Raw genomic sequence first — 23,201 nt, 5'->3', positions numbered from 1 at the left:
CATGCGCATCCGAGCCACCGTGGCCGCCGTCACCGGCGCCCTGGCCCTTTCCGCCTTCGCCGTGCCGGCCGCGCAGGCCGCCGAGCCGAAGGTTCCCGCGGACATCGCCGCCGCCAGCGAGGTCGTCCACGCCGGCTCCGGCCGGTCGGCCCTCGCGGCCGCCGCGGAGGGCACGCCGTACGCCCTGAACGCGACCTTCTCCTCGGTCAAGGTCAACAACGGCAAGAACATCTCCGCCGGCACCACCAACCTGGTGAAGGTGCCCGTCTCCTTCAAGCTGACGCACGGCGCGGACGTCGACATCCACGCGGCCGACTTCTTCGCGGGCATCGAGCTGTACCGCGGCGCCTCGTTCGAGGAGTCGGTCTTCTACTTCGACAGCAACGACGCGAGCTGCACGGACTCCTCCGCGACCGTCGCCAACTGCAAGGCCACCGTCGAGATCGACCCGTTCGCGCTGCTGAACGAGGACGCCGGCTCCTGGAAGGCCGCGGGCTTCGCGGTCGCGTTCAACGGCGAGGACCCGGAGAACCCGAACCTGGACAAGGTCGGTGTCGCGGTGACGGACCCGACCAACTCCTTCAAGCTCCAGCGCTTCTCCAAGCTGACGGTCAACGCCTCGCCCGAGCCGGTGAAGAAGGGCAAGACCATCACCGTCACCGGCAAGCTGTCCCGCGCCAACTGGGACGACAACAAGTACCACGGCTACACCAACCAGTCGGTGAAGCTGCAGTTCCGCAAGAAGAACTCCAACACCTACACCACGGTGAAGACCATCAAGTCGAACTCCACGGGTGAGCTGAAGACCACGGTCAAGGCGTCGGCCGACGGTTACTTCCGCTACTCCTTCGCGGGCACGACTACCACCCCCGCGGTCAACGCGGCGGGCGACTTCGTCGACGTGAAGTAGAACGCGCCCCGAAAGGGGCGCGGGGAACCGCGCGACCGGCCCCAACGGCGGCGCGCCTATGCGGGAACGCGGCGGTCCACCCATCTCCACGCGAGTTCCAGGGTGGCCGCCGCCACCGCCGCGATGCCGACCGCGATCCACGGCACGGTCATGCCGACCAGCTTCAGCGCGAAGAAGTGCTGGAGCCACGGCACCACCAGGACCAGCAGGAACGCCCCGGCCATCGACGCCACCAGGGCGATGCGCCACCAGGTGTAGGGGCGGGCGATGATCGCCAGGACCCACATCGAGATGAGGAAGAGCGTCAGCGTCGCCGCGCTGGTCTCCGCGTCCAGCGCACCCGCGCCCGTGTAGTGCTCCCGGGCGATCAGATACGTCGCGAAGGTCGCCACCGCGGCCACCACCCCGCCCGGGATCGAGTACCGCATGACCCGCCGGACGAAGTTCGGCCGCGCCCGCTCCTTGTTGGGCGCGAGCGCGAGGAAGAACGCCGGGATGCCGATCGTCAGCGTCGACAGCAGGGTCAAGTGGCGCGGCAGGAACGGGTACTCGACCTGTGAGCAGACCACCAGGACGGCCAGCAGCACCGAGTAGACCGTCTTGACGAGGAACAGGGTCGCCACACGCGTGATGTTGCCGATCACCCGGCGGCCCTCGGCCACCACCGACGGCAGCGTGGCGAAGCTGTTGTTCAGCAGCACGATCTGCGCCACCGCCCGGGTCGCCTCCGAGCCGGAGCCCATCGCCACGCCGATGTCGGCGTCCTTCAGGGCGAGAACGTCGTTCACCCCGTCGCCCGTCATCGCGACCGTGTGCCCACGGGACTGCAGCGCGCCCACCATGGTCCGCTTCTGCTGCGGGGTGACCCGCCCGAACACCGTGTTGTCGTCGAGCGCCCGGGCCATGCCGTCCTGGTCGGCGGGCAGCCGGCGTGCGTCCACGGTGGTGCCGGACAGCCCGAGCTTGGAGGCGACCGCGCCGACCGACACGGCGTTGTCGCCGGAGATGACCTTGGCCCGGACGTTCTGGTCGGCGAAGTAGCTCAGAGTGTCGGCCGCGTCCGGCCGCAGCCGCTGCTCCAGGACGACCAGGGCGGTGGGCTTCGCCCCCTCGGTCACCTCGGCGTCGTCGAGGTCGCGTGCGACCCGGGCGAGCAGCAGCACCCGCAGGCCCCGCTCGTTCAGCCGCCCGGTCTCGGCGAGTGCCGGGTCGTCGTCGGGCAGCAGGACGTCCGGCGCGCCCAGCAGCCAGGTGCTCGTCTCCCCGTCGGCCTCCGCGAACGCGGCGCCGCTGTACTTGCGGGCCGAGGAGAAGGGCAGCGCCTGGGTGCAGCGCCAGTGCTCGCCGTCCGGGTAGGCGTCGATGATCGCCTTCAGGGACGCGTTCGGGCGCGGGTCCGACTCGCCGAGGGCGCCGAGGACCTGCCGTACGTACGTCTCGTCGGCGTCCTGGAGCGGGCGCAGCTCGGTGACGTCCATGCCGCCCTCGGTGAGGGTGCCGGTCTTGTCGAGGCAGACGGTGTCCACCCGGGCCAGCCCCTCGATCGCGGGCAGCTCCTGGACCAGGCACTGCTTGCGGCCCAGGCGGATGACGCCGATGGCGAAGGCGACGGACGTGAGCAGGACCAGTCCCTCGGGGACCATGGGGACGATGCCGCCGACCGTGCGCGCCACGGAGTCCTTGAAGGGGTTGTCCTTCACGAACAGCTGGCTGATGATCAGGCCGATCGCGGTCGGGACCATCATCCACGTGACGTACTTGAGGATCGTGGAGATGCCGGAGCGCAGCTCGGACTGGACGAGGGTGAAGCGCGAGGCCTCCTCGGCGAGCTGGGCGGCGTATGCCTCTCGGCCGACCTTCGTCGCCTGGAACGCCCCGCCGCCCGCGACCACGAAGCTGCCCGACATCACCTGGTCGCCGGGGCGTTTGACGACCGGGTCGGCCTCGCCTGTGAGCAGCGACTCGTCGATCTCGAGGTTGTCGGCCTCCGCGCAGACGCCGTCGACGACGATCTTGTCGCCGGGGCCGATCTCTATCAGGTCGTCGAGGACGATCTCGGACGTGCTGACCTGCCCGGCCTCCCCGTCCCGGCGTACGGTCGGTCTGGCCTCGCCGATCAGCGCGAGGGAGTCCAGTGTCTTCTTGGCCCGCCACTCCTGGACGATCCCGATGCCGGTGTTGGCGAGGATCACGAAGCCGAAGAGGCTGTCCTGGATCGGGGCGACGACCAGCATGATCAGCCACAGGATGCCGATGATCGCGTTGAAGCGGGTGAAGACGTTCGCGCGGACGATGTCGACGGTGGAGCGGCTGCTGCGCACCGGCACGTCGTTGACCTGCCCGCGCTCCACGCGTTCGGCGACCTGAGCACCGGTCAGGCCGGTCACGGGTGAGGTGACCGTCGCCGGCCGCGCGGAGTCGAGCCGGGCACCCGCGTCGAGATGCGTCATGCATTCGACGGTACGTGCGGATTTGCCGCTTCACCTGCTGAATGCGGGGAAGATCCGACCTGGGGAGGATGGGCGTCGTGCCCTGGTCGTACGGCAGTTGTACGCCTTCGGAACCTGGTGCCGCGCGGCTGTGTCAGCCTGCTCGGCGGGCGGTGAGCAGGAGGTACTCCCACTCCAGGGCCGTCCCGCCCGGGCCCGTCCCCAGGTCGCCGTCGCGGCCGAGGTCCACCAGGTCGCGGTCCAGGGCGGCGACACGGTCGGGGGCGTCGGCGATGATCTTGTACACGGTGATCGTCGGGCCGTAGCGCTCCTTGAAGTAGTCCCGGAACGCCTCGGGCGTCGCGAAGCGGTCGACTCTGACGGTCCGGCGCTCGGCGCGCACGTCCGTGACCCGGTCGCCGAGGAGTGCGCGCACATGGTTCTCGTCTCCCCACAGCGGGGGTGGCTGGGTGCCCGGCGGGGGCGGGGGCGCGTACGGCTTCATCGTGGCGAACATGCGGCCGATGAAGCCCTGGGGTGTCCAGCTCAGCAGGCCGATGGTGCCGCCCGGACGGCAGACCCGGACGAGTTCGTCGGCGGCCTGCTGGTGGTGCGGGGCGAACATGACGCCGACGCAGGACAGCACGGTGTCGAACGTCGCGTCGCCGAAGGGCAGGGCCTCGGCGTCGGCCTCCTGCCAGCTCAGAGTCGCGCCCTGCTGCTCGGCCGCGAGCCGGCCGGCCCCGAACAGTTCCGGGGTCAGGTCGGAGGCGATGACGTCCGCGCCGGCCTGGGCGGCCGGGATCGCGGCGTTGCCGCTGCCGGCGCCCACGTCCAGCACGCGTTGGCCTGGGCGCACCCCGCAGGCTTCGACCAGGACCGCTCCCAGGCCGGGGATGACCTCGGCGGCCAGGGACGGGTAGTCGCCCTGGGCCCACATCGCCCGGTGCTTGGCCTTCAGCGCCCGGTCCGCCTCGACCGCGCTGTTCTGCATCGTCATGGCTGCGCTCCTCACCGGTTGCGGGCGTTTGCCGCCTCCTCTTGAGCGTAGGGAGGGGGTGGGGCTGTGTCTCGCCGGAGCGTGGGGGTGGGTGCGCGTCTGCGCCTTGCGCCGGGTGGTGGGTCGGGGACGTGTCGGGGGGTGTCCGTCCTCGGAACGGCGCGATGGGGTTGGACGCCGACTGACTGGCGTTGACGCGCCAACCAGCTGCGGGCGGACACCCCCCGACACGTCCCCTTCTCGCCGTGCGCGGGTGCGGGGGCGTCGTGGTCCCTCTTACTGGGCCGAGGGGGTCGAGGGAGTGGCTGTCTGGTCCTGTGCTGCCGCTCGCTTGATCGCGGCGTCGCGTTTACGGACGTACCAGATGCCCAGCAGGCCCAGGCCGCCGCCGGCCAGGCAGGTCCACAGCCACCAGGTGTGGCCGTGGTCGTCGAACCAGCCATAGAAGGGGAGCTGGATCAGGAAGAGGAGGAACCACAGAATCGTGCCGCCGATGATGGTGGCGACCACGGGGCCCTCCAGGGGCTCCGGCGCCTCGTGCCTGGGGGTCCACTTCGCCATGGGGACAGCTTACGAGGCGATCAGGTCTACGCGCGGAGATGGTCGATCGGGGGGTTATATGTTCATACTGAAACGGTTTGTGTCTGACCACTTCTCTTCGTAGGAAACAACAAACACATGTCGTCCTCGGCTCCCGCCCAGGTCCCCGCCCCTGAACAGCCGGGAGCCGGGCCCACGTACGGCGCACTCGACCGCTTCTTCCGGATCTCCGAGCGGGGCAGCACCCTGTCTCGCGAGGTCCGGGGCGGTCTCGCCACCTTCTTCGCGATGGCCTACATCATCGTGCTGAACCCGATCATCCTCGGCAGCGCGAAGGACATGTACGGTCACCAGCTCGACAACGGGCAGCTGGTCACCGCTACGGCCCTCACGGCGGCCCTCACCACCCTTCTCATGGGTGTCATCGGCAATGTGCCGATCGCGCTGGCCGCCGGGCTCGGTGTGAACTCCGTCGTCGCGCTGCAGCTCGCCCCGCGCATGTCCTGGCCGGACGCGATGGGCATGGTGGTTCTCGCCGGGTTCGTCGTCATGCTGCTGGTCGCCACGGGGCTGCGCGAGCGGGTCATGAACGCCGTGCCCTTCGGGCTGCGCAAGGCCATCTCCATCGGTATCGGCCTGTTCATCATGCTGATCGGGCTGGTCGACGCCGGGTTCGTTTCGCGTATCCCGGATGTCGCGCAGACGACTGTGCCGCTGCAGCTGGGTGGCGACGGTCATCTCAACGGCTGGCCGGTGCTGGTCTTCGTGCTGGGGGTGCTGCTGACGCTCGCCCTGATCGTGCGCAAGGTGTCCGGCGCGATCCTGATCTCGATCGTCGCCATGACTGTTGTGGCCGTTGTGATCGAGGCCCTGGTCGACGTGCCGAGTTGGGGGCTGACCACTCCGAAGTGGCCCGGCAATCCCGTTGCCAGCCCCGACTTCGGGCTGGTCGGGCAGGTCAGTCTGTTCGGCGGTTTCGAGAAGGTCGGCATGCTGACCGGCGTGCTCTTCGTCTTCACCGTGCTGCTGTCGTGCTTCTTCGACGCGATGGGCACGATCATGGGCGTCTCCGACGAGGCGAAGCTGACGGACGCGCAGGGGCAGATGCCCGGCATCAACAAGGTGCTGCTGGTGGACGGCTTTGCCGTCGCCGCCGGTGGTGCCAGTTCCTCCTCGGCCACGACCGCCTTCGTCGAGTCCACCGCCGGTGTCGGCGAGGGCGCCCGCACCGGCTTCGCGAACGTCGTCACCGGCGGCCTCTTCGCCCTCGCGCTCTTCCTGACGCCGGTCGCCACGATGGTGCCGTCCCAGGCGGCCACCCCGGCCCTGGTCGCGGTCGGCTTCCTGATCCTTTCCGGCTCGGTCAAGGAGATCGACTGGGCGGACTACACGATCGCCGTCCCGGCCTTCGTGACGATGCTGATGATGCCGTTCACGTACTCGATCACCAACGGCATCGGCATGGGCTTCATCACCTTCGCGGTGCTGCGCCTGGCGGCCGGTCGGGGCCGGGAGGTTCCGACCGCGATGTACGCGGTGGCGGCGGTGTTCGCGTTCTACTACCTGATGCCGGCGCTGGGGCTGACTTGATCGGACGGGGTCCTCAGGTGACTCCGTAGAACCGCTCCGTCTCCTCGACGGCGGACTGGAACCGTTCGTCGAAGTCATCTCGAATGAGCGTCCGGACGACATAGTCCTGGACGCTCATTCCCCTTCTCGCGGCATGGTGCCGGAGCCGGTCGAGCAGGTCGTGGTCTATTCGCAGGCTGAGCACGCTGGTCCCCATGGGCATGAGGGTCGCGGCATCTTTCGGTGTGGCGGGTCGCGTTCCGTCGTCGGATCACCCATATGAGTGATGTCACGGGTAAGTGGCCAGAGTCACGGGCGTTCTCGCGTGTCCGTGGTGTTCCTTAGCGAGAGTAATGAGTTACGCTAAAGAACATGCCGGACCTCAGCCATGGCGACGATGTAGCCGCCGTGAACTCCCTCCGATCCGCCGTGATGCGGCTGTCCCGTCGGCTCAAGCACCAGCGTGTCGACGAGTCGCTCAGCCCCACCGAGATGTCGGTGCTCGGCACCCTGTCCCTCTGCGGCAGGGCCACGCCGGGCGAGCTCGCCCGCAAGGAACACGTCCAGCCGCCGTCGATGACCCGCATCGTGGCGCTGCTGGAGGCGAAGGGGCTGGTCCGTCTGGAGCCGCACCCCGAGGACCGGCGCCAGAAGGTCGTGACGCGCACCGAGCAGGCCGAAGCGATGCTCGAGGAGAGCCGCCGCAAGCGGAACGCGTTCCTGGCCACGCTGGTCGAGGACCTCGACGAGGACGAGTGGGCGAAACTCCGCGCCGCCGCCCCCGTGCTGGAGAAGCTCGCGCACCTGTAAGCCGTCGCAGCAAGGAGGCGAACCCTTTGAGTTCGGGACCCGGAGCAGCTTCCGTCCCCGCACCTGATCCCCACGATTCCCCGCCCACCTCCGACACACTCCCGCGCAAGTCCTCGATGTTCTCCTCCCTGAAGGTCAGGAACTACCGCCTGTTCTTCCTCGGGCAGGTCGTCTCCAACATCGGCACCTGGATGCAGCGCATCGCCCAGGACTGGCTGGTCCTCAGCCTCACCGGCTCCTCTGCGGCCGTCGGCATAACGACCGCGCTGCAGTTCCTGCCGATGCTGCTCTTCGGCCTCTACGGCGGTGTCCTCGTCGACCGGCTGCGCAAGCGGCCCACCCTGCTCGTCACCCAGACGTCGATGGGCCTCACCGCCATCGCCCTCGCCGTCCTCACCCTCACCGGCCAGGTCGAGGTGTGGCACGTGTACGTCGCCGCCTTCGCGGTGGGTCTGGCCACGGTCGTCGACAACCCGGCCAGGCAGTCGTTCGTCTCCGAACTGGTCGGCCCCGGGCAGCTGCAGAACGCGGTCAGCCTGAACTCCGCCAACTTCCAGTCCGCCCGGCTGGTCGGCCCCGCCGTCGCGGGTCTGCTGATCACCGGCGTCGGCACCGGCTACGCCTTCCTCTTCAACGGCCTGTCCTTCGTCGCGCCGCTGGCCGGCCTGCTGCTGATGCGCGCCCGCGAGCTGCATGTCGTGGAACGCGCCCCGCGCGGCAAGGGGCAGCTGCGGGAGGGCGTGCGCTATGTCACCGGCCGGCCCGAGCTGATCTGGCCGATCGTCCTGGTCGGCTTCGTCGGCACCTTCGCCTTCAACTTCCCCGTCTACCTCTCGGCCTTCGCGGACGACGTGTTCCACGCGGGCGCGGGCGCCTACAGCATGTTCAACACGCTGATGGCGGTCGGCTCCGTCGCGGGCGCGCTGCTCGCCGCGCGGCGCGGCACCGCCCGGCTGCGGCTGCTGATCGCCGCCGCCGTGGTCTTCGGCGCGCTGGAGATCGTGGCGGCGACGACCCCGACGCTGTGGATGTTCGCCCTGCTCATGGTCCCGCTGGGCCTGTTCGGCATGACGGTCAACGTCACGACGAACACCAGCATCCAGATGTCCACGGACCCGGCCATGCGCGGCCGTGTCATGGCCCTCTACATGATGGTCTTCCTCGGCGGCTCCCCGGTCGGCGCCCCGATAGTCGGCTGGATCACCGACACCTACGGCGCCCGGGTCGGCCTGGCGGCCGGCGGTGCCGTGGCGGCGGCCGCCGCGGCCGTGATCGGCCTGATCCTGGCCCGCGTCGGCAATCTGCGCCTGTCGGTGGGCTGGCACCACGGTCACCCGCGGGTGCGGTTCGTCCCCAGGGAGCAGCAGGAGGCGCTGGCTCCGGCGGCGTAGGAGGGCGTCGGAGCGGGCGTCCGTGCGGGGCCTACACCCTCCGGGCCAGCAGCTGACCCGGCCACCTGTTCTCGCCGACCGTGAAGGCCTCGGTGCGGGTGAAGCCGTTGGCCTCGTAGTAGTGGACGAGCTTGCCGTCGTCGCCGGCGTAGCAGTCCACCCGGAGGAGGCCCACCCCCGCTTGCCGGGTCTCCTCGGCGGCGTGCGTGAGGAGCGCGCTGCCCAGGCCGTGGCCCTTGAAGCGGCGGTCGGAGGCCAGCCAGTGGATGTACCGCTCGGGTTCGCCGGGCGGTGAGAGGTGGGCCAGGTAGGCGCCGGGCGAGTCGGTGAGGGTGAGGGTGGCGGCCGGGACGCCGTCGGCCTCGGCCAGGAACACGCTGCCCTCGCCCATGTACCGGCCGACCGACTCCACCGTCTTGGGGCTCTGGGACAGGGGCTGCGTCCCCCACTGCCCCGTGCGCCCCTGCGCGACCAGCCACTCCACGCAGCTGTCGAGCATCCCGAGTATCGCGGGAATGTCGTCCGGACCGCCTTCTCTGATGGTGATCTCCATGGCCTCATGGTGCCAGGCTGTCCCCATGAGAGTCTTCGCCGCCGTACTGCCTCCCGACGAGGCGACCCGTGAACTCGGCGCCGTCGTGGACGCGTTGCGGAAGCTGCCCGGAGCGGACGGGATGCGCTGGACCGGCCGGGCCGGCTGGCACTTCACGCTCGCCTTCTACGGGGAGGTCGACGACGGCCTCCTGCCGGAGCTGTCGGCCCGGCTGGAGCGGGTCGCTCGCCGTACCGACGCCTTTCCGCTGGCCGTGCGGGGCGGCGGTCAGTTCGGGCACGGCCGGGCGCTGTGGGCCGGTGCCGAGGGTGACCTGGCGACCCTGCGGCTGCTGGCCGACCGGGCCGAGGCGGCGGCGCGGAAGGCGGGAGTGCCCATGGGGGAGCACCGGCGCTACAAGGCCCATCTGACGATCGCGAGGAGCCGGGAGGCGCGGGACGTGCGGGCGCATCTGGACGCCCTGGCCGGGTTCACGGGCCGGACCTGGACGGTGGGCGAGCTGGCGCTGGTGCGGAGCAATCTGCCGACGTCGGGGGTTCCCGGTGAGCAGCCCCGGTATGAGGCGGTCGGTCGGTGGGCGCTCGGGGGCGCCGGTTAGGCTCGGTGCCGTGGACCCGAAAACCCGTAACCGGATCATGGCCGGTGTGCTCGTGCTGATGTTTCTCGTCGTCGCCCTGGCTTCCGCGCTGGGCAGGTAGGGGCGGGGGACTGCCCGCTGCTTTCCGGCTGCGCGCCGGTGGCGGCCGGTCGCGCCCTCGCGGCGCAGCCGCAGATCGGATACAGCCCCGCGCCCCTTCCAGGGCGCTACCAGGCGAAGGCCTCCGGTGACGGGCCCGGGCCCGGGAAGATCTCGTCGAGGCCGGTCAGAAGCTCCTCGGACAGGTCCAGGTCGGCCGCTCGCAGGGCGGAGCCGAGCTGCTCGGCGGTGCGCGGGCCGACGATCGGGCCGGTCACACCCGGGCGGGTGAGGAGCCAGGCCAGGGCCGCCTCGCCGGGCTCGATGCCGTGCTTGTCGAGCAGATCCTCGTAGGACTGGATCCGCGCGCGGGAGGCGGGGTCGGCGAGGGCGTCGGCCGCCCGGCCGGAGGCACGTCGTCCGCCCTCGACCTCCTTCTTGAGCACGCCGCCCAGCAGACCGCCGTGCAGCGGCGACCACGGGATGACACCGAGGCCGTACTCCTGCGCGGCCGGGATGACCTCCATCTCGGCACGCCGCTCGGCGAGGTTGTACAGGCACTGCTCGCTGACCAGCCCGATGGTCCCGCCGCGCCGGGCGGCGATCTCGTTGGCCTGGGCGATCTTGTAGCCGGGGAAGTTCGACGATCCGACGTAGAGGATCTTGCCCTGCTGGACCAGGACGTCGATCGCCTGCCAGATCTCATCGAACGGGGTGTCCCGGTCGATGTGGTGGAACTGGTAGAGGTCGATGTAGTCGGTCTGGAGCCGCTTGAGGCTGGCGTCCACGGCCCGCCGGATGTTCACCGCGGAGAGCTTGTCGTGGTTGGGCCAGGCCGGGCCGTCGGCGCCCATGTTGCCGTACACCTTCGTGGCGAGGACGACCTTGTCGCGCCGTCCCTCGCCCTTGGCGAACCAGTTGCCGATGATGCTCTCGGTACGGCCCTTGTTCTCGGCCCAGCCGTACACGTTGGCGGTGTCGAAGAAGTTGATCCCCGCGTCCAGCGCCGCGTCCATGATGGCGTGGCTGTCGGCCTCGTCGGTCTGCGGGCCGAAGTTCATGGTGCCGAGGACGAGCCGGCTGACCTTGAGTCCCGTGCGTCCGAGTTGCGTGTACTTCATGGTGACCAAGCCAACGTCTTGAAGTGCGCTCAAGGCAAGCACTCTCTCGCGTCAGCGTGCTGTCACGCCGGGGTGAACCGCGGGTTCGCCCCCGGGCGGACAGGGGGCGGACTCCCGGGCCGATTCGGGTGACAGCCTCAGCGAATCGAGCCGCTCACGCTTCTACCGTGCTGGTCATGAGGACTCCCGCGTCATCCACCACCCGCCGCACCGTGCTCGCCCTCGGCACCGCCGCGGCGGCCACGCCCTGGCTCGGCACGGCCTCGGCGTCGCCCGGCACCGACCCCGGCGAACTGGACGAGCTCGGCATCACCGAGCTGCGCCGCCGCATGGCCGACGGGCGTCTCGACGCCGAACGCCTCACCCGCTACTACCTCGAGCGCGTCGAGCGCCTCGACCCGCTGCTGCACGCGGTGATCGAGGTCAACCCCGACGCCCTGCGCGAGGCCCGCCGACGGGACGCCGAACGGCGCGCCCGGGGACCGCTGCACGGCATGCCCGTCCTGCTGAAGGACCTGGTGGAGACCGCCGACCGGATGCACACCACGGCCGGTTCGCTCGCCCTGGAGGGCCTGAGGCCGGCGGCGGACGCCACGGTCGCGGCCCGGCTGCGCGAGGCCGGTGCCGTCATCCTCGGCAAGACCAACCTGAGCGAGTGGGCCGGCGGCATGTCGCTCACGCACCACGCCGGCTGGAGCGCCCGCGGCGGCCAGACCCGCAACCCCTACAAACTGGACCGCTCCCCGAGCGAGTCCAGCTCCGGTACGGGCGTCGCCGTCGCGGCCAACCTGTGCGTCGCCGGTATCGGCACCGAGACCAACGGCTCGATCATCGACCCGTCCTCGGCGAACTGCGTCGTCGGTGTGAAGCCGACGGTCGGGCTGGTCGGACGTGGTGGGGTGATCCCCGGCGTGCCCAGCCAGGACAGCGTGGGCCCGATGGCGCGCACGGTCCGCGACGCGGCGATCCTGCTCGGCACCCTGGTCGGCGTCGACGACCGCGACCCGGCGACGCGGGCGAGCCGCGGCCGCTTCCACCGCGACTACACCCGGTTCCTGGACGCGGACGGCCTGCGCGGCGCCCGCATCGGCGTGCCGCGCTCGGTCTACTTCGGCTACAGCCACCACGCCGACGAGATCGCCGAACGCGCGATCGCCGTGCTCGGCAAGGCCGGAGCCACGATCGTCGACCCGGCCGACATCCCCACGGCCGAGCGACTGGAGGACCTGCCCGGCTCGATGGTCGTCCAGGTCTACGAGATCAAGCGCGCGCTGAACGCGTATCTCGCCGCGGCGCCGGGCGACCATCCGCGCAGCCTCGCCGAGCTCATCGAGTTCAACCGGGCGCACGCCGACCGGGAGCTGCGCTACGTACGGCAGGACGGCCTGGAGGCGGTGGAGCGGCTGGAGTTCACCGAGCGGGAGTACCGGGAGGCGCTGGCCGCCAACCACCGGCTGTCCCGCGCCGAGGGCATCGACGCCGTGCTGCGCGAGCACGACCTGGACGCCCTGGTGATGCCGACCACCGGGCCGCCCGCCAAGATCGACCTGATCCGCGGGGACGCGCACGGCGGCGGCGCGTCCACGCCCGCGGCCCTCGCGGGCTACCCGGCGATCAGCGTCCCGGCGGGCTTCGCCTTCGGCCTGCCGGTGGGGCTGACGTTCATGGGGACGGCGTGGAGTGAGCCGGTGTTGCTGCGGTTGGCTTATGCGTATGAGCGGGCCAGCAGGGTGCGGCGGCCGCCGGCTCATCGGCCGGCTGATGTGGGGTTCTGACGGGGTGGGGTGTCAGTCGCGGGGGGACTCGTCGGTCTTGAGGCCCTTCGCCGCGGAGGTGCTGAGCTTGGCCACGTCCGGGCAGAAGCCGTTCTCATGCCCGGGGAAGTCCCCCGGCCGCCCCATGGACGTGGGCAGCCGCGCGGTACAACGATACGCACGGTGACCACGACACGGAGCAGCGCGCACATGCCAGAAGAGCCCGACACCCAGCACCTCGTCCGGCTTCTCCGCCGCACCCTCCCCGACACCCTCCTCGGCATCCACCTGCACGGCTCCGCCACGCTCGGCGGTCTGCGCCCGCACAGTGACATCGACGTCCTGGCCGTCGTGCGGGAGTCCGTGACGCATGCCCAACGGCGGGAACTGGTCGAGGAGTTGCTCACCGTGTCCGGTGTGGACGGGCGGCGGTACGTCGAGCTGATCGTCGTCGTGCAGGGTGACGTACGGCCCTGGCGTTACCCGCCCACCTGCGACTTCCTCTACGGCGACTGGCTGCGGGAGGAGTACGAGCGCGGGATGATCCCGAGCCCGGAGCCCAGCCCCGATCTCGCGCCGCTGCTGACCATGGTCCTGCTCGCTGATGCCCCGCTGTACGGGCCGCCGCCCGCGGAACTTCTCGATCCCGTCCCGCACGAGGACCTCAGGCGGGCCGTCTTCGCCGGTGTGCCGGAGCTCATGGACGAGGTGGACTCCGACACCCGCAACGTGCTGCTCACCCTCGCCCGGATCTGGACCACCCTCACCACCGGGGCCATCCGCTCCAAGGACGCGGCGGCAGAGTGGGCGCTGGGGCGCCTGCCCGCAGAACACCGGCCCGTCCTCGCCCGTGCCCGGGCCGTCCATCTCGGGGAGGAGGACGAGCGCTGGGACGATCTGGCGCCCCGGGCCTGCGCGGAGTTCCTGGTCCGGGAGATCACCGGGAGTTACTCCTCGTAGGGCTCGCCCAGGTCCCAGGCCTGGTACATCGCCTCCGCGAAGGCCGCCGCGATCTTGTGCTCGCCGCTCGTGCCCGGGTGCGTGCCGTCGTAGGTGTCGGTGGGGATGTCGTACGACGGCGGGGTCGAGGCCAGGAGGACGGGGGAGCCGGGCTCGTCGAGGTCCGCGGCCGTCTTGGCCAGCAGTTCGTTGAAGCGGGCGACCTCGCCTGCGAACGCCGCGTCCGTCTCGGCCCGCACGTTCGGGGTCACCGGCAGCCACACCATCCGCACCCGCCGGTTCGCCGCCCGTGCCTCGGCCGTGAAGGCCCGGACGTTCTCGGCGGTCTGCTCCGCGTTGGTGTAGAAGCCCAGGTCGATGAGGCCCAGGGAAACCAGGAGAACGTCGGCGCGGTGCTTGCGCACCGCCTCGCCGATCAGCGGGGCCATGTGCAGCCAGCCCTCGCCCCAGCCGGCCAGATGGGCGCGCGGGAAGTCCGGTTCGGCGTAGGCGTACGACGTCGGGGCCTCGTCGAGCTTGTCGTAGAGCGTCTCGCGCGGGCCGACGAGGGTGAAGGGGCCGCCGTAGGAACGGCACAGGTGCTGCCAGATCCGGTAGCGCCACGTGTGTTCGCCCGTGCTTCCGATCGTCATGGAGTCACCTACGGGCATGAACCTGAGCATCCGCTCATCATGGAGGATCGAGCCGGGATCAAGCCGCCGGACGGGGTGTGAGTCGGACCACGCGCCGTTCTCCGGCCATCGGCCGTGATCCGTCACGCCCGTTGAACCGCGCGCTGAACCGCGGAGCGGGATGGCAGTCTTGGGGCATGCGCAGACCCCTCGCCTTCCTCGCCGCGGCTCTCCTCGTGGGCGCCTTCGCCGTGCCCGCCTCCGCCGCCGACGGGGACGAGGAGTTCACGATCAAGGACCCGCGCATCACCGAGTCCAGCGGCCTGGCGGCCTCCCGCCTGCACCCCGGCATCTACTGGACGCACAACGACAGCGACGACGGGGCGTATCTCTACGCCGTCGACAGCGCGACGGGCGAGACGGTCGCCACGATCACCATGGCCGGCGTGGGCAGCCCGCGCGATGTCGAAGCCATCTCCATCGGGCCGGACAACCAGATCTACGTCGGCGACATCGGCGACAACCTCGGCGGCACCTGGCCGTACGTGTGGATCTACCGGCTGCCCGAGCCGAAGAACCTGCGCGACCAGACCGTCCGGGCCACGCAGTACGTCGTGAAGTACTCCGACGGCGCGCGGGACGCCGAGTCGCTCGTCGTGCACCCGAAGACCGGCCGCGTCTACATCGTCGACAAGAACGAGAAGGGCGGGCATCTGTACGAGGGTCCGGCCGAGCTCTCTCCCACCGGGAGCAACGTCTTCAAGCCCGTCGCGGCCGTCCCCGACCTGGAAGCCACCGACGCCACGCTCTCCCCGGACGCCGAACACCTCGTCGTACGCAGCTACTTCGGGGCGATCGCGTACGACTGGAACGGCGGGAAGATCAAGAAGAGAGAGCGGCTCGGCGTGCCGTTCCTCGGGCAGGGGGAGTCCGTCACCTACACCGCCGACGGGAAGAAGCTCATGTACGGCGCCGAGGGGGCCGACAGCCCCGTGGAGCCGCAGGACGCTCCCGGGTCCGGCGGGTCCGGTTCGCCCTCCGGCAGCGGCAGTTCGGCCGCCTCCGACGGTGCCGGCGGCGACGGGCTGACCGGCAACCTCAAGACCGGCGCCATCGCCGTCGCCGTGGCCTGCGCCGCGCTGTTCGGGCTGCGGGGGCTGCGGCGACGCCGGAGGTAGGCCACCAGAGCGAGCCGGGCTATCGGTCCGCCGCGGCGCCGCGCTGCTCCACCAGGACCTCAAGCCCGTCCAGGATCCGCTGCAGCCCGAACTCGAAGTGGTCGAAGTCGGACCCGAAGCTGTCCTCGGAGAGCGAGGCCATCACCGGGTAGCGGCCCGAGGCCATGGCCTTCTCCAGGACCGGCACCTGCGCCTGCCAGAACTCGGCGTCCGTCAGGCCCGTCCGGCGCTCCGCCTCCCGCTCGTACAGCTGCGTGCGCGCGGCTCCGACGACGTACCCGTCGATCATGATGACCGCGGAGACCAGCTCGGGGTCGGTCAGCCCCATCGGGCGGATCAGGGTGAGGATCTTCTCCATGCCGTCGACGGCGCTCGGGCCGAGAACCGGGCGGGACTGGTTGACGTGGAGCAGCCAGGGGTGGCGGCGGTAGAGGGCGAGGGTCGTTCGGCCCAGTGCCTCCAAGGCCGCGCGCCAGCCGCCGTCGCCGAGGTCGGACGGGTTGTCGGAGCGGCGCTGCACCCGGTCCAGCATGAGGTCGAGCAGCTCGCCCTTGCCGGGGACGTACCGGTACAGCGACATGGTGCCGGTGCCGAGTTCGGCGGCGACACGGCGCATGGACAGCCCGCCGAGTCCCTCGGCGTCCGCGACCTGGACGGCGGCTTCCACGATCCGGTCCAGGGTCAGGGTCGGTTTGGGGCCCCGGCTGGGGCGCCGGCCGGTGTCCCACAGCAGTTCGAGGGTGCGGGCGATATCGCCGCTGCCGCTGGTCTCCGTACTGCCCGCACCACTCGTACCGCTCGTCATGGGCCCAGCTTAGAGGCCGTTCAAAAAACTGGGTACGTTGTACGCGTAATCGGGTACGCTGTACCCAGTTCAAGGTCGGCAAGACGGGCACGGGAGGGGCGGCATGGACGGATACGCGGTACGGGCCGAGGGGCTGGAGAAGCGGTACGGCGAGAAACGCGCCCTCGACGGCTTCGACCTGGCCGTACGCGAGGGCACGGTGCACGGTCTGCTCGGGCCGAACGGGGCGGGCAAGACCACCGCCGTCCGCATCCTGTCCACGCTGATCCGGCTGGACGGGGGCGGGGCGACGGTCGCCGGTCTCGACGTGGCTCGGCAGCCGCGCGAGGTCCGGGCCCGGATCGGGCTCACCGGGCAGTACGCGGCGGTCGACGAGGTGCTCACCGGCCGGCAGAACCTGGAGATGTTCGGCCGCCTCTTCCACCTGGGCGGCAAGCGGGCCAGGGTCCGGGCCGGCGAACTGCTGGAGCAGTTCGACCTGGCCGACGCCGCCGACAAGGGCGTGGGCAAGTACAGCGGCGGTATGCGGCGCCGCCTCGACCTCGCCGCGTCGATGATCCTCGCGCCGGCCGTGCTCTTCCTCGACGAGCCGACGACGGGCCTGGACCCCCGCAGCCGGGGCGAGGTCTGGGAGTCCGTACGGGCGCTGGTGGCGGGCGGCACGACGGTGCTGTTGACCACGCAGTATCTGGAGGAGGCCGACAAGCTGGCCTCGCACATCACCGTCATCGACCAGGGGCGGGCCATCGCCGACGACACCCCGGACGGGCTGAAGAACCTGGTCGGCGGCGACCGGATCGAGGTCGTGGTCGCCGAGCGGGCCGAGATCCCGCGGGTGGTGAAGGTGGTCGCCCGGGTCACGGACGGCGAACCCGAGGCGGACGAGACCGAGTTGCGGGTGCAGGCCCCGGTCGCCGACCGGGTCACGGCGCTCACCGAGGTGGCGCGGACCCTGCAGGACGAGGGCGTCCGCGTCGAGGACATCGGGCTGCGCAGGCCGAGCCTCGACGACGTGTTCCTGCGCCTGACCGGACACCGCACCGAGAAGGAGGCGTCGGAGTGACCACCCTCGACCTGACCGCGCGGGGCGGTCGCGGACGCGTGTACTGGCTGCTCGCCGACTGCTGGAACATCGTCCGCCGCGGCCTGACCCACTACCAGCGCCAGCCCGTCAACATCGCCTGGCAACTGGGCTTCCCGATCCTGTCCGTGCTGCTCTACGGCTATGTCTTCGGCAGCGCCATGAAGGTGCCGGGCGGCGGGGACTACCAGGACTTCCTGATGCCGGGCATGTTCGCGATGACCATGGCGTTCGGCTTCATCAACACGGCGACCGTCGTGGTCTACGACTCCACCAAGGGCGTCATCGACCGCTTCCGCTCCATGCCGATGGCGTCCTCGGCGGTGGTGGCCGGGCGCGGGGTCACCGATCTGATCGTGGCCTGCGCCGAGTTGGCGATCATGATGCTCACCGCGCTCGCCATGGGCTGGCGTCCGGACGGCGGACTGGGCTTCCTCGGCGCGTTCGGGCTGCTGCTGTGGCTGCGCTTCTCGCTGATCTGGATCGGCGTGTGGCTCGGCCTGATCGTGCCCAACCCGGAGGCGGCGGGCGGTCTCTTCGCGGTCGCCTTCCCGCTGACGATGATCTCCAGCATCTTCGTCGCGCCGCAGCTGATGCCCGACTGGCTGGGCTGGGTGGCGGTCTGGAACCCGATCTCCTCCACGGCTGCGGCGACCCGCGAGCTGTTCGGCACGCCGGTCGGCGGTGACACCTGGGTCGAGCAGCACGCGCTGCTGATGGCCGGGGTGTGGCCGGTGATCCTGACGGTGATCTTCCTGCCGCTCGCGGTACGGCGGTTCAAGAAGCTGAGCCGGTAGTGGTGCGGCGACGGTTCAAGAAGCTCAGGCGGTAGCGGGAGCGACGCACACCTCCCGGACTCTTGACGTGCTCATGGTGCGTCAGTTTCCTGGGAGGTGCGCGGCGTTATGGGAGCGCTCCCATTCGATTCCGGGGCCGCGCCTCCCCCCGAAGGGAAGCAGCCACATGTTCCGCACTCTGCGCAGAGCGCTGTGTGTTGCCGCGGCGCTCCTGTTACCGCTGGCCGGCACGCAGTCGGCACAGGCCGACGTGGGTACGAAGGCCGCCGGCGCCGGTTACTGGCACACCAGCGGCCGCCAGATCCTGGACGCGGCCGGAGCGCCCGTCCGGATCGCCGGCGTCAACTGGTTCGGCTTCGAGACCGCCAACCACGTCGTCCACGGCCTGTGGGCCCGCGACTACAAGAGCATGATCGACCAGATGAGGTCGCTGGGCTACAACACCATCCGGATGCCCTACAGCGACGACATCCTCAAGTCCGGCACCATGCCCGACAGTGTCAATCACGACGGCAAGAACACCGACCTGCGCGGGCTGACCTCGCTCCAGGTCCTGGACAAGATCGTGGCGTACGCCGGACAGGCCGGACTCAAGATCGTCCTCGACCGGCACCGCCCGGACGCGGCCGGTCAGTCGGCCCTCTGGTACACGGCGTCGGTCCCTGAGTCGACCTGGATCGCCAATCTCAAGGCCCTCGCCACGCGCTACAAGGGCAACTCCACCGTCGTCGGCATCGACCTGCACAACGAGCCCCACGACCCGGCCTGCTGGGGCTGCGGCGACACGTCCCGCGACTGGCGCCTGGCCGCCCAGCGCGCGGGCAACGCGGTGCTGTCGGTCAACCCCGAGCTGCTGATCATGGTCGAGGGCGTGCAGTCGTACAACGGCACGAACGGCTGGTGGGGCGGCAACCTCATGGGCGTGGCCCAGTACCCGGTCCAGCTGGACGTGCCGAACCGGCTGGTGTACTCGGCCCACGACTACGCCACGTCGGTGGCCCAGCAGCCGTGGTTCGGCGACCCGTCCTTCCCCGCGAACCTGCCGGGGATCTGGGACAAGTACTGGGGCTACATCTTCAAGCAGAACATCGCCCCGGTGTGGCTCGGCGAGTTCGGTACGACGCTCCAGTCGACGGTGGACCAGAGGTGGCTGTCCGCGCTGGTGACGTACCTGCGGTCGACGTCGACGGACGGCGCCGACAGCTTCCACTGGACGTTCTGGTCCTGGAACCCCAACTCCGGCGACACGGGAGGCATCCTGAAGGACGACTGGCAGACCGTGGACACCGCGAAGGACGGCTACCTCAAGGCGATCAAGGCGCCGGGCTTCGCGGGAGGCGGTTCCGGGCCCGACCCCGGCGGGCCGGGTGACCCCGGCGGACCGGCCGCCTGCACCGCCGCCTACACGGTGAGCAGCGACTGGGGCGGCGGCTTCAACGCCGAGGTGAAGGTGACCAACACGGGCAGTGTGCCGCTGACGTCGTGGAAGGTCGCCTGGACGTGGAGCGGCGCGCAGAAGGTCACCAGCATGTGGAACGCCTCGTACACGCAGAGCGGGGCGAGCGTGACGGCTGTGAACGCCGCGCACAACGGGAGCGTGCCGGTGGGGGCTTCGGCGAGCCTCGGCCTCGGCGGCGCTCCCGGGGGCGGAGCGGTGCCGAGTGTGAGCTGTACGGCGACCTGACGTCGGCGTGAGGGGGCGCCCGGTGCTCGCCGGGCGCCTCGTCCGACCGACGGCTCCGCGGCGGCGTACGCTGACATTTATGGCGCCGTACCGTGCCAAGAGGGAGCAAACAGGGCAGGAACCGTCGAGCGATCCGCGCCTCCCGGTGTTCGTCGACTCCTCCGGCCGGCGTGCGCGCAATCTCCGGCGGGCCGGCTACGGACTGGCCGGATGTGCGGCGGCCTACATGGCGGTGCTGGGGCTGAGCCTGATGGGCGCGACGCCCTTCGCGCCGGGGGCGCTGCTGCCCGGCGACGTGGCGGCGCCCGCCGCCCCGAGGGCCCAGGCCCCGGGCGGGACGCCCCTGGCACCGCCCGGCGACGCCTCGGACGCGGCCGGTCCCGGCGCCCTGCTCGTCCCGGGGCTCGCCGCGCCCGGCCCCTCCCTCGACCCGCCCCTCGTGCCCGGGAGCCCCCCGCCCGGCGCACCGGCACCTTCCGACACACCAGAACCGCAGGCACCACCGACACAGGAGCCACCCTCACCGGAGCAGCCCGCCGACCCCGACGATCCCGCCGCTCCCGCCCCTGAACCGGGCACGGGCACCACGACGCCCTCGCCTCCGGCCCCGCCCTCGCCCGCTCCGCCCACCACTGCCCCACCGGCACCTGAGCCCACAGCGCCGGCGCCCAGCCCCTCGGCGCCGTCCGGTGTCGCCGAGCCGCCCCCGCCCGCCGACCCCTCGGTGGCCGAGGCCCCCTGATGCGGCGGCGCCCCGACCGGTCACCCGACCGCTCATCGAGGCCGTCCGGTCCGCGGCGGACGCGAGCGACCCTGGCGCCGCGGCATCGCTTCCGCATCGTCGTCCCCCTGGTCCTGCTGGCGTTCGTCGCCTCGGTCCTCCTGGTCGAGGGCTACACCACCAGGGGCTTCGCCGGTGACCAGGAAGGGCGCGGCGGGCGATCGGCCAGTGGAGTCCCCCGCTCGATCGCGGGCGGCGGCCCGGTCGTCGACACCACCAACGATCATCTGCGCAGCTATCGCACGCCGGACAAGACGATCGTCCTGACCTTCGACGACGGCCCCGACCCCACCTGGACGCCCCGCATCCAGGCCGTTCTCGACCGCTACGGCACGCCCGGCACCTTCTTCGTCACCGGGCAGCAGACCGCCCGGTACCCGGACGTGCTGCGCCGTGTGGTCCGCTCCGGCCACGAGATCGGCGTGCACACCTTCTCCCACCCGGACCTGACCACCCGGTCCGCGAGCGACGTCGACCGTGAGCTGTCGCTGACCCAACTCGCCCTCGCCGGGGCCGCGGGCATCCACACCTCGCTGATGCGGATGCCCTACTCCTCGATCCCCTCCGCCCTCGACACCCCGGAGTGGTCCCTGGCCCGGCGCCTGGGCGAGAAGGGCTACGTCCTGGCGTTCATCGACCAGGACACCAACGACTGGCGGCGGCCGGGCGCCCGGAAGATCGCCGACGCGGCCACACCGACCGGGGGCAGGGGCGCGGTCGTCCTCCTGCACGACGCGGGAGGAGACAGGGCGCAGACGGTCGAGGCCCTCGAGATCCTGATCCCCCGGCTGCAGGCCCAGGGCTATCGCTTCACCACGCTCGCCGAGCTCGTCGGCGCCGACACCCTCACCAGCCCCGTCGACCGGGTGGACCTGTGGAGCGGCCGGATCTTCGTGGCCGCCGTCACCGTGTCGGCGACAGCGGTCACGGCCGTCAGCGTGCTGTTGCTGGTGGTCGGTTCGCTCGTCCTCGCCCGGTGTGTGCTGCTGATCGTCCTGGCCCGTCACCACGCCCGCCGCCGGCGCCCCGACCCCGGCGGGCACGGGCCCGTCACCCGGCCCGTCAGCGTCGTCATCCCCGCCTACAACGAGAAGCTGTGCATCCCCAAGACGCTCCGCTCCCTCGCCGCGAGCGACCACCCCGTCGAGATCATCGTCGTGGACGACGGTTCCCGCGACGGCACCGCCGACCTCGCGGAGTCACTCGCCCTCGAGAACGTCACCGTCGTCCGGCAGCCCAACAGCGGCAAGCCCGCCGCCCTCAACACCGGTGTCCTGCGGGCCTCCCACGACCTCGTCGTCATGCTGGACGCCGACACCGTCTTCGCCCCCTCGACCGTCGGCCGCCTCGTCCAGCCGTTCGCCGACCCCCGCGTCGGCGCCGTCGCGGGCAACGCCAAGGTCGGCAACCGGCGGCGGCTGCTCGGCCGGTGGCAGCACATCGAGTACGTCATGGGCTTCAACCTCGACCGCCGCATGTACGACCTGCTGCACTGCATGCCCACCATTCCCGGTGCCGTGGGGGCCTTTCGCGCCGAGGCCCTGCGGGACGCCGGAATGGTGAGCGCGGACACCCTCGCCGAGGACACCGACCTCACCATGGCCCTGCACCGGGCCGGGTGGGAGATCCGCTACGTGCCGGACGCGCTGGCCTGGACCGAGGCGCCGTCCTCGCTGCGGGAGCTGTGGCGCCAGCGCTACCGGTGGAGCTACGGCACGATGCAGGCCGCGTGGAAGCACCGTCATGCGCTGCTCGAGCGGGGTCCCGCGGGCCGGTTCGGCCGCCTCGGTCTGCCCCTGCTGGCCGTCTTCCAGATCTTCACCCCGCTGCTCGCCCCGCTGATCGACATCCTGGCCCTGTACGGCCTGGTGTTCGGGAACCCGGTCACGACCGTGCTCGCGTGGTGCGGCGTGCTGGCGGTGCAGGCCGTCTGTGCCGCGTACGCCTTCCACCTCGACGGGGAGCGGCTCCGGCCCCTGTGGGCGCTCCCTCTTCAACAGGTCGTCTATCGCCAGGTGATGTATCTGGTCCTCACCCAGGCCTGTCTGACCGCGATCAACGGCTACCGGCTGCCCTGGCAGCGGCTCAAGCGCAGTGGGGACGTGGTGCTGCCTCCGCAGCCCTCGACGCGCCGGACGTGAGCGGCCGCGGCGGCGGCGTACGGTGCGGGCGGCCGTTCGGGTTCAGTTGCCCGACCGAGGGGTCGTCAGCCTTCCTCCTGGGCGCTTTCCCGCCCAAGGTGTGATCATGAAAACTCCGCGATTGCACTGTATGCACCGATCTCTCGCGCACTCGGCCGGTGCGACCGTCATCGTCCTCGCGGCGGTCCTGACCTCCACCGCTCCCGTCGCGGCCCACACCGCGCCGCCGCCTGACCGTGACGAAGGTCAGAGTTCTTCGTGCTACTCGTCCCGCAAGCAGAGCCAGGGACTCGATGCCATCGTCTGGTCTGCCCTGTTCGGGCCTCAGAAGACCACGACGGAGACCCGGTGCGACGGCGACGCGGCGGAGGGGGAGCAGGGGGGAACCAGAGGCCTCCTGAGGCCCCTCT

At 70.9% G+C, this 23,201-nt stretch carries 21 protein-coding genes; 13 read left to right on the top strand and 8 right to left on the bottom strand.

From position 1 onward, the window contains the following. The first annotated feature begins 1 nt into the window (after position 1). Positions 2 to 910, top strand: a complete 909-nt coding sequence (locus tag OHU35_RS18975; RefSeq protein WP_189729226.1) for a hypothetical protein — start codon at positions 2 to 4, stop codon at positions 908 to 910. Positions 911 to 966: 56 nt separating this feature from the next. Here the strand turns inward: OHU35_RS18975 and OHU35_RS18970 are convergent, their stop codons facing one another. The 3 genes from OHU35_RS18970 to OHU35_RS18960 form a co-directional block, all read right to left on the bottom strand. Next, positions 967 to 3,360, bottom strand: coding sequence for an HAD-IC family P-type ATPase (locus OHU35_RS18970; RefSeq protein ID WP_405506100.1), 2,394 nt, complete (start codon positions 3,358 to 3,360; stop codon positions 967 to 969). A 133-nt stretch (positions 3,361 to 3,493) separates the two neighbouring features. Further along, positions 3,494 to 4,339 carry a class I SAM-dependent methyltransferase gene (locus OHU35_RS18965; protein WP_405506099.1) on the bottom strand — a complete coding sequence of 282 codons (846 nt, stop codon included), beginning with the start codon at positions 4,337 to 4,339 and terminating at the stop codon, positions 3,494 to 3,496. A gap of 276 nt (positions 4,340 to 4,615) precedes the next feature. Beyond that, the gene (locus OHU35_RS18960; RefSeq protein WP_189727052.1) at positions 4,616 to 4,900 is read right to left on the bottom strand and encodes a DUF2530 domain-containing protein; all 285 of its coding nucleotides are present in this window, start codon (positions 4,898 to 4,900) and stop codon (positions 4,616 to 4,618) included. A 117-nt stretch (positions 4,901 to 5,017) separates the two neighbouring features. Between OHU35_RS18960 and OHU35_RS18955 the strand changes: the two genes are divergently transcribed. Continuing rightward, complete coding sequence (locus tag OHU35_RS18955; RefSeq protein ID WP_189727051.1) at positions 5,018 to 6,469, top strand: NCS2 family permease; 1,452 nt, start codon at positions 5,018 to 5,020, stop codon at positions 6,467 to 6,469. A 13-nt stretch (positions 6,470 to 6,482) separates the two neighbouring features. Here the strand turns inward: OHU35_RS18955 and OHU35_RS18950 are convergent, their stop codons facing one another. After that, positions 6,483 to 6,665 (bottom strand): ribbon-helix-helix protein, CopG family, encoded by a 183-nt coding sequence (locus OHU35_RS18950; protein WP_189727050.1) that lies wholly within the window; start codon positions 6,663 to 6,665, stop codon positions 6,483 to 6,485. Positions 6,666 to 6,820: 155 nt separating this feature from the next. Here OHU35_RS18950 and OHU35_RS18945 point away from each other — a divergent pair, with 155 nt between their 5' ends. After that, positions 6,821 to 7,258: a MarR family winged helix-turn-helix transcriptional regulator gene (locus OHU35_RS18945; protein WP_184597761.1), complete on the top strand. Its 438-nt coding sequence runs from the start codon at positions 6,821 to 6,823 to the stop codon at positions 7,256 to 7,258. 26 nt (positions 7,259 to 7,284) lie between these two features. Further along, complete coding sequence (locus tag OHU35_RS18940; protein WP_405506096.1) at positions 7,285 to 8,649, top strand: MFS transporter; 1,365 nt, start codon at positions 7,285 to 7,287, stop codon at positions 8,647 to 8,649. Positions 8,650 to 8,680: 31 nt separating this feature from the next. Here the strand turns inward: OHU35_RS18940 and OHU35_RS18935 are convergent, their stop codons facing one another. Next, positions 8,681 to 9,202, bottom strand: coding sequence for a GNAT family N-acetyltransferase (locus tag OHU35_RS18935; RefSeq protein WP_405506094.1), 522 nt, complete (start codon positions 9,200 to 9,202; stop codon positions 8,681 to 8,683). A 25-nt stretch (positions 9,203 to 9,227) separates the two neighbouring features. On the opposite strand from OHU35_RS18935, the gene thpR reads away from it, so the two are divergent. Beyond that, positions 9,228 to 9,800 (top strand): RNA 2',3'-cyclic phosphodiesterase, encoded by a 573-nt coding sequence (thpR, locus tag OHU35_RS18930; RefSeq protein WP_405506093.1) that lies wholly within the window; start codon positions 9,228 to 9,230, stop codon positions 9,798 to 9,800. Positions 9,801 to 10,006: 206 nt separating this feature from the next. On the opposite strand, the gene OHU35_RS18925 is transcribed toward thpR, so the two are convergent. Next, the gene (locus OHU35_RS18925) at positions 10,007 to 10,999 is read right to left on the bottom strand and encodes an aldo/keto reductase (protein ID WP_405506091.1); all 993 of its coding nucleotides are present in this window, start codon (positions 10,997 to 10,999) and stop codon (positions 10,007 to 10,009) included. 176 nt (positions 11,000 to 11,175) lie between these two features. On the opposite strand from OHU35_RS18925, the gene OHU35_RS18920 reads away from it, so the two are divergent. Further along, positions 11,176 to 12,774 carry an amidase gene (locus OHU35_RS18920; protein WP_405506089.1) on the top strand — a complete coding sequence of 533 codons (1,599 nt, stop codon included), beginning with the start codon at positions 11,176 to 11,178 and terminating at the stop codon, positions 12,772 to 12,774. Between the two features lie 189 nt (positions 12,775 to 12,963). Continuing rightward, positions 12,964 to 13,713, top strand: coding sequence for an aminoglycoside adenylyltransferase family protein (locus tag OHU35_RS18915; protein WP_189727044.1), 750 nt, complete (start codon positions 12,964 to 12,966; stop codon positions 13,711 to 13,713). On the opposite strand, the gene OHU35_RS18910 is transcribed toward OHU35_RS18915, so the two are convergent. Continuing rightward, complete coding sequence (locus OHU35_RS18910; protein ID WP_359893398.1) at positions 13,701 to 14,375, bottom strand: SGNH/GDSL hydrolase family protein; 675 nt, start codon at positions 14,373 to 14,375, stop codon at positions 13,701 to 13,703. The genes OHU35_RS18915 and OHU35_RS18910 overlap by 13 nt on opposite strands. A gap of 146 nt (positions 14,376 to 14,521) precedes the next feature. On the opposite strand from OHU35_RS18910, the gene OHU35_RS18905 reads away from it, so the two are divergent. Next, entirely contained in the window at positions 14,522 to 15,502 is a 981-nt protein-coding gene (locus OHU35_RS18905; protein ID WP_405506088.1) for a WD40 repeat domain-containing protein, read from the top strand. Positions 15,503 to 15,521: 19 nt separating this feature from the next. On the opposite strand, the gene OHU35_RS18900 is transcribed toward OHU35_RS18905, so the two are convergent. Further along, on the bottom strand, positions 15,522 to 16,307 hold the full coding sequence (locus OHU35_RS18900) for a TetR/AcrR family transcriptional regulator (RefSeq protein WP_189727041.1): 786 nt from the start codon (positions 16,305 to 16,307) through the stop codon (positions 15,522 to 15,524). Positions 16,308 to 16,410: 103 nt separating this feature from the next. Between OHU35_RS18900 and OHU35_RS18895 the strand changes: the two genes are divergently transcribed. The 5 genes from OHU35_RS18895 to OHU35_RS18875 all read left to right on the top strand — a co-directional run bounded on the left by OHU35_RS18895 (position 16,411) and on the right by OHU35_RS18875 (position 22,791). Then, complete coding sequence (locus OHU35_RS18895) at positions 16,411 to 17,370, top strand: ATP-binding cassette domain-containing protein (protein WP_189727040.1); 960 nt, start codon at positions 16,411 to 16,413, stop codon at positions 17,368 to 17,370. After that, positions 17,367 to 18,185 carry an ABC transporter permease gene (locus OHU35_RS18890; RefSeq protein ID WP_405506086.1) on the top strand — a complete coding sequence of 273 codons (819 nt, stop codon included), beginning with the start codon at positions 17,367 to 17,369 and terminating at the stop codon, positions 18,183 to 18,185. The genes OHU35_RS18895 and OHU35_RS18890 overlap by 4 nt, the downstream gene beginning before the upstream one ends. A gap of 166 nt (positions 18,186 to 18,351) precedes the next feature. Next, positions 18,352 to 19,869: a cellulase family glycosylhydrolase gene (locus OHU35_RS18885; protein WP_405506085.1), complete on the top strand. Its 1,518-nt coding sequence runs from the start codon at positions 18,352 to 18,354 to the stop codon at positions 19,867 to 19,869. Positions 19,870 to 19,948: 79 nt separating this feature from the next. Next, positions 19,949 to 20,611, top strand: coding sequence for a hypothetical protein (locus OHU35_RS18880; RefSeq protein ID WP_359893405.1), 663 nt, complete (start codon positions 19,949 to 19,951; stop codon positions 20,609 to 20,611). Beyond that, a complete protein-coding gene (locus tag OHU35_RS18875; protein WP_189727036.1) occupies positions 20,611 to 22,791 on the top strand; it encodes a bifunctional polysaccharide deacetylase/glycosyltransferase family 2 protein in 2,181 nt (726 codons plus the stop codon). Before OHU35_RS18880 ends, OHU35_RS18875 begins: the two co-directional genes overlap by 1 nt. Positions 22,792 to 23,201: the final 410 nt, after the last annotated feature.

This window comes from Streptomyces purpurascens (assembly GCF_045040895.1).
In the GTDB taxonomy this organism is placed as follows: Bacteria; Actinomycetota; Actinomycetes; order Streptomycetales; family Streptomycetaceae; genus Streptomyces; species Streptomyces purpurascens.
The sequence above is the reverse complement of the archived record's forward strand: the minus strand, read 5'-3'. Positions and strand labels throughout refer to the sequence as shown.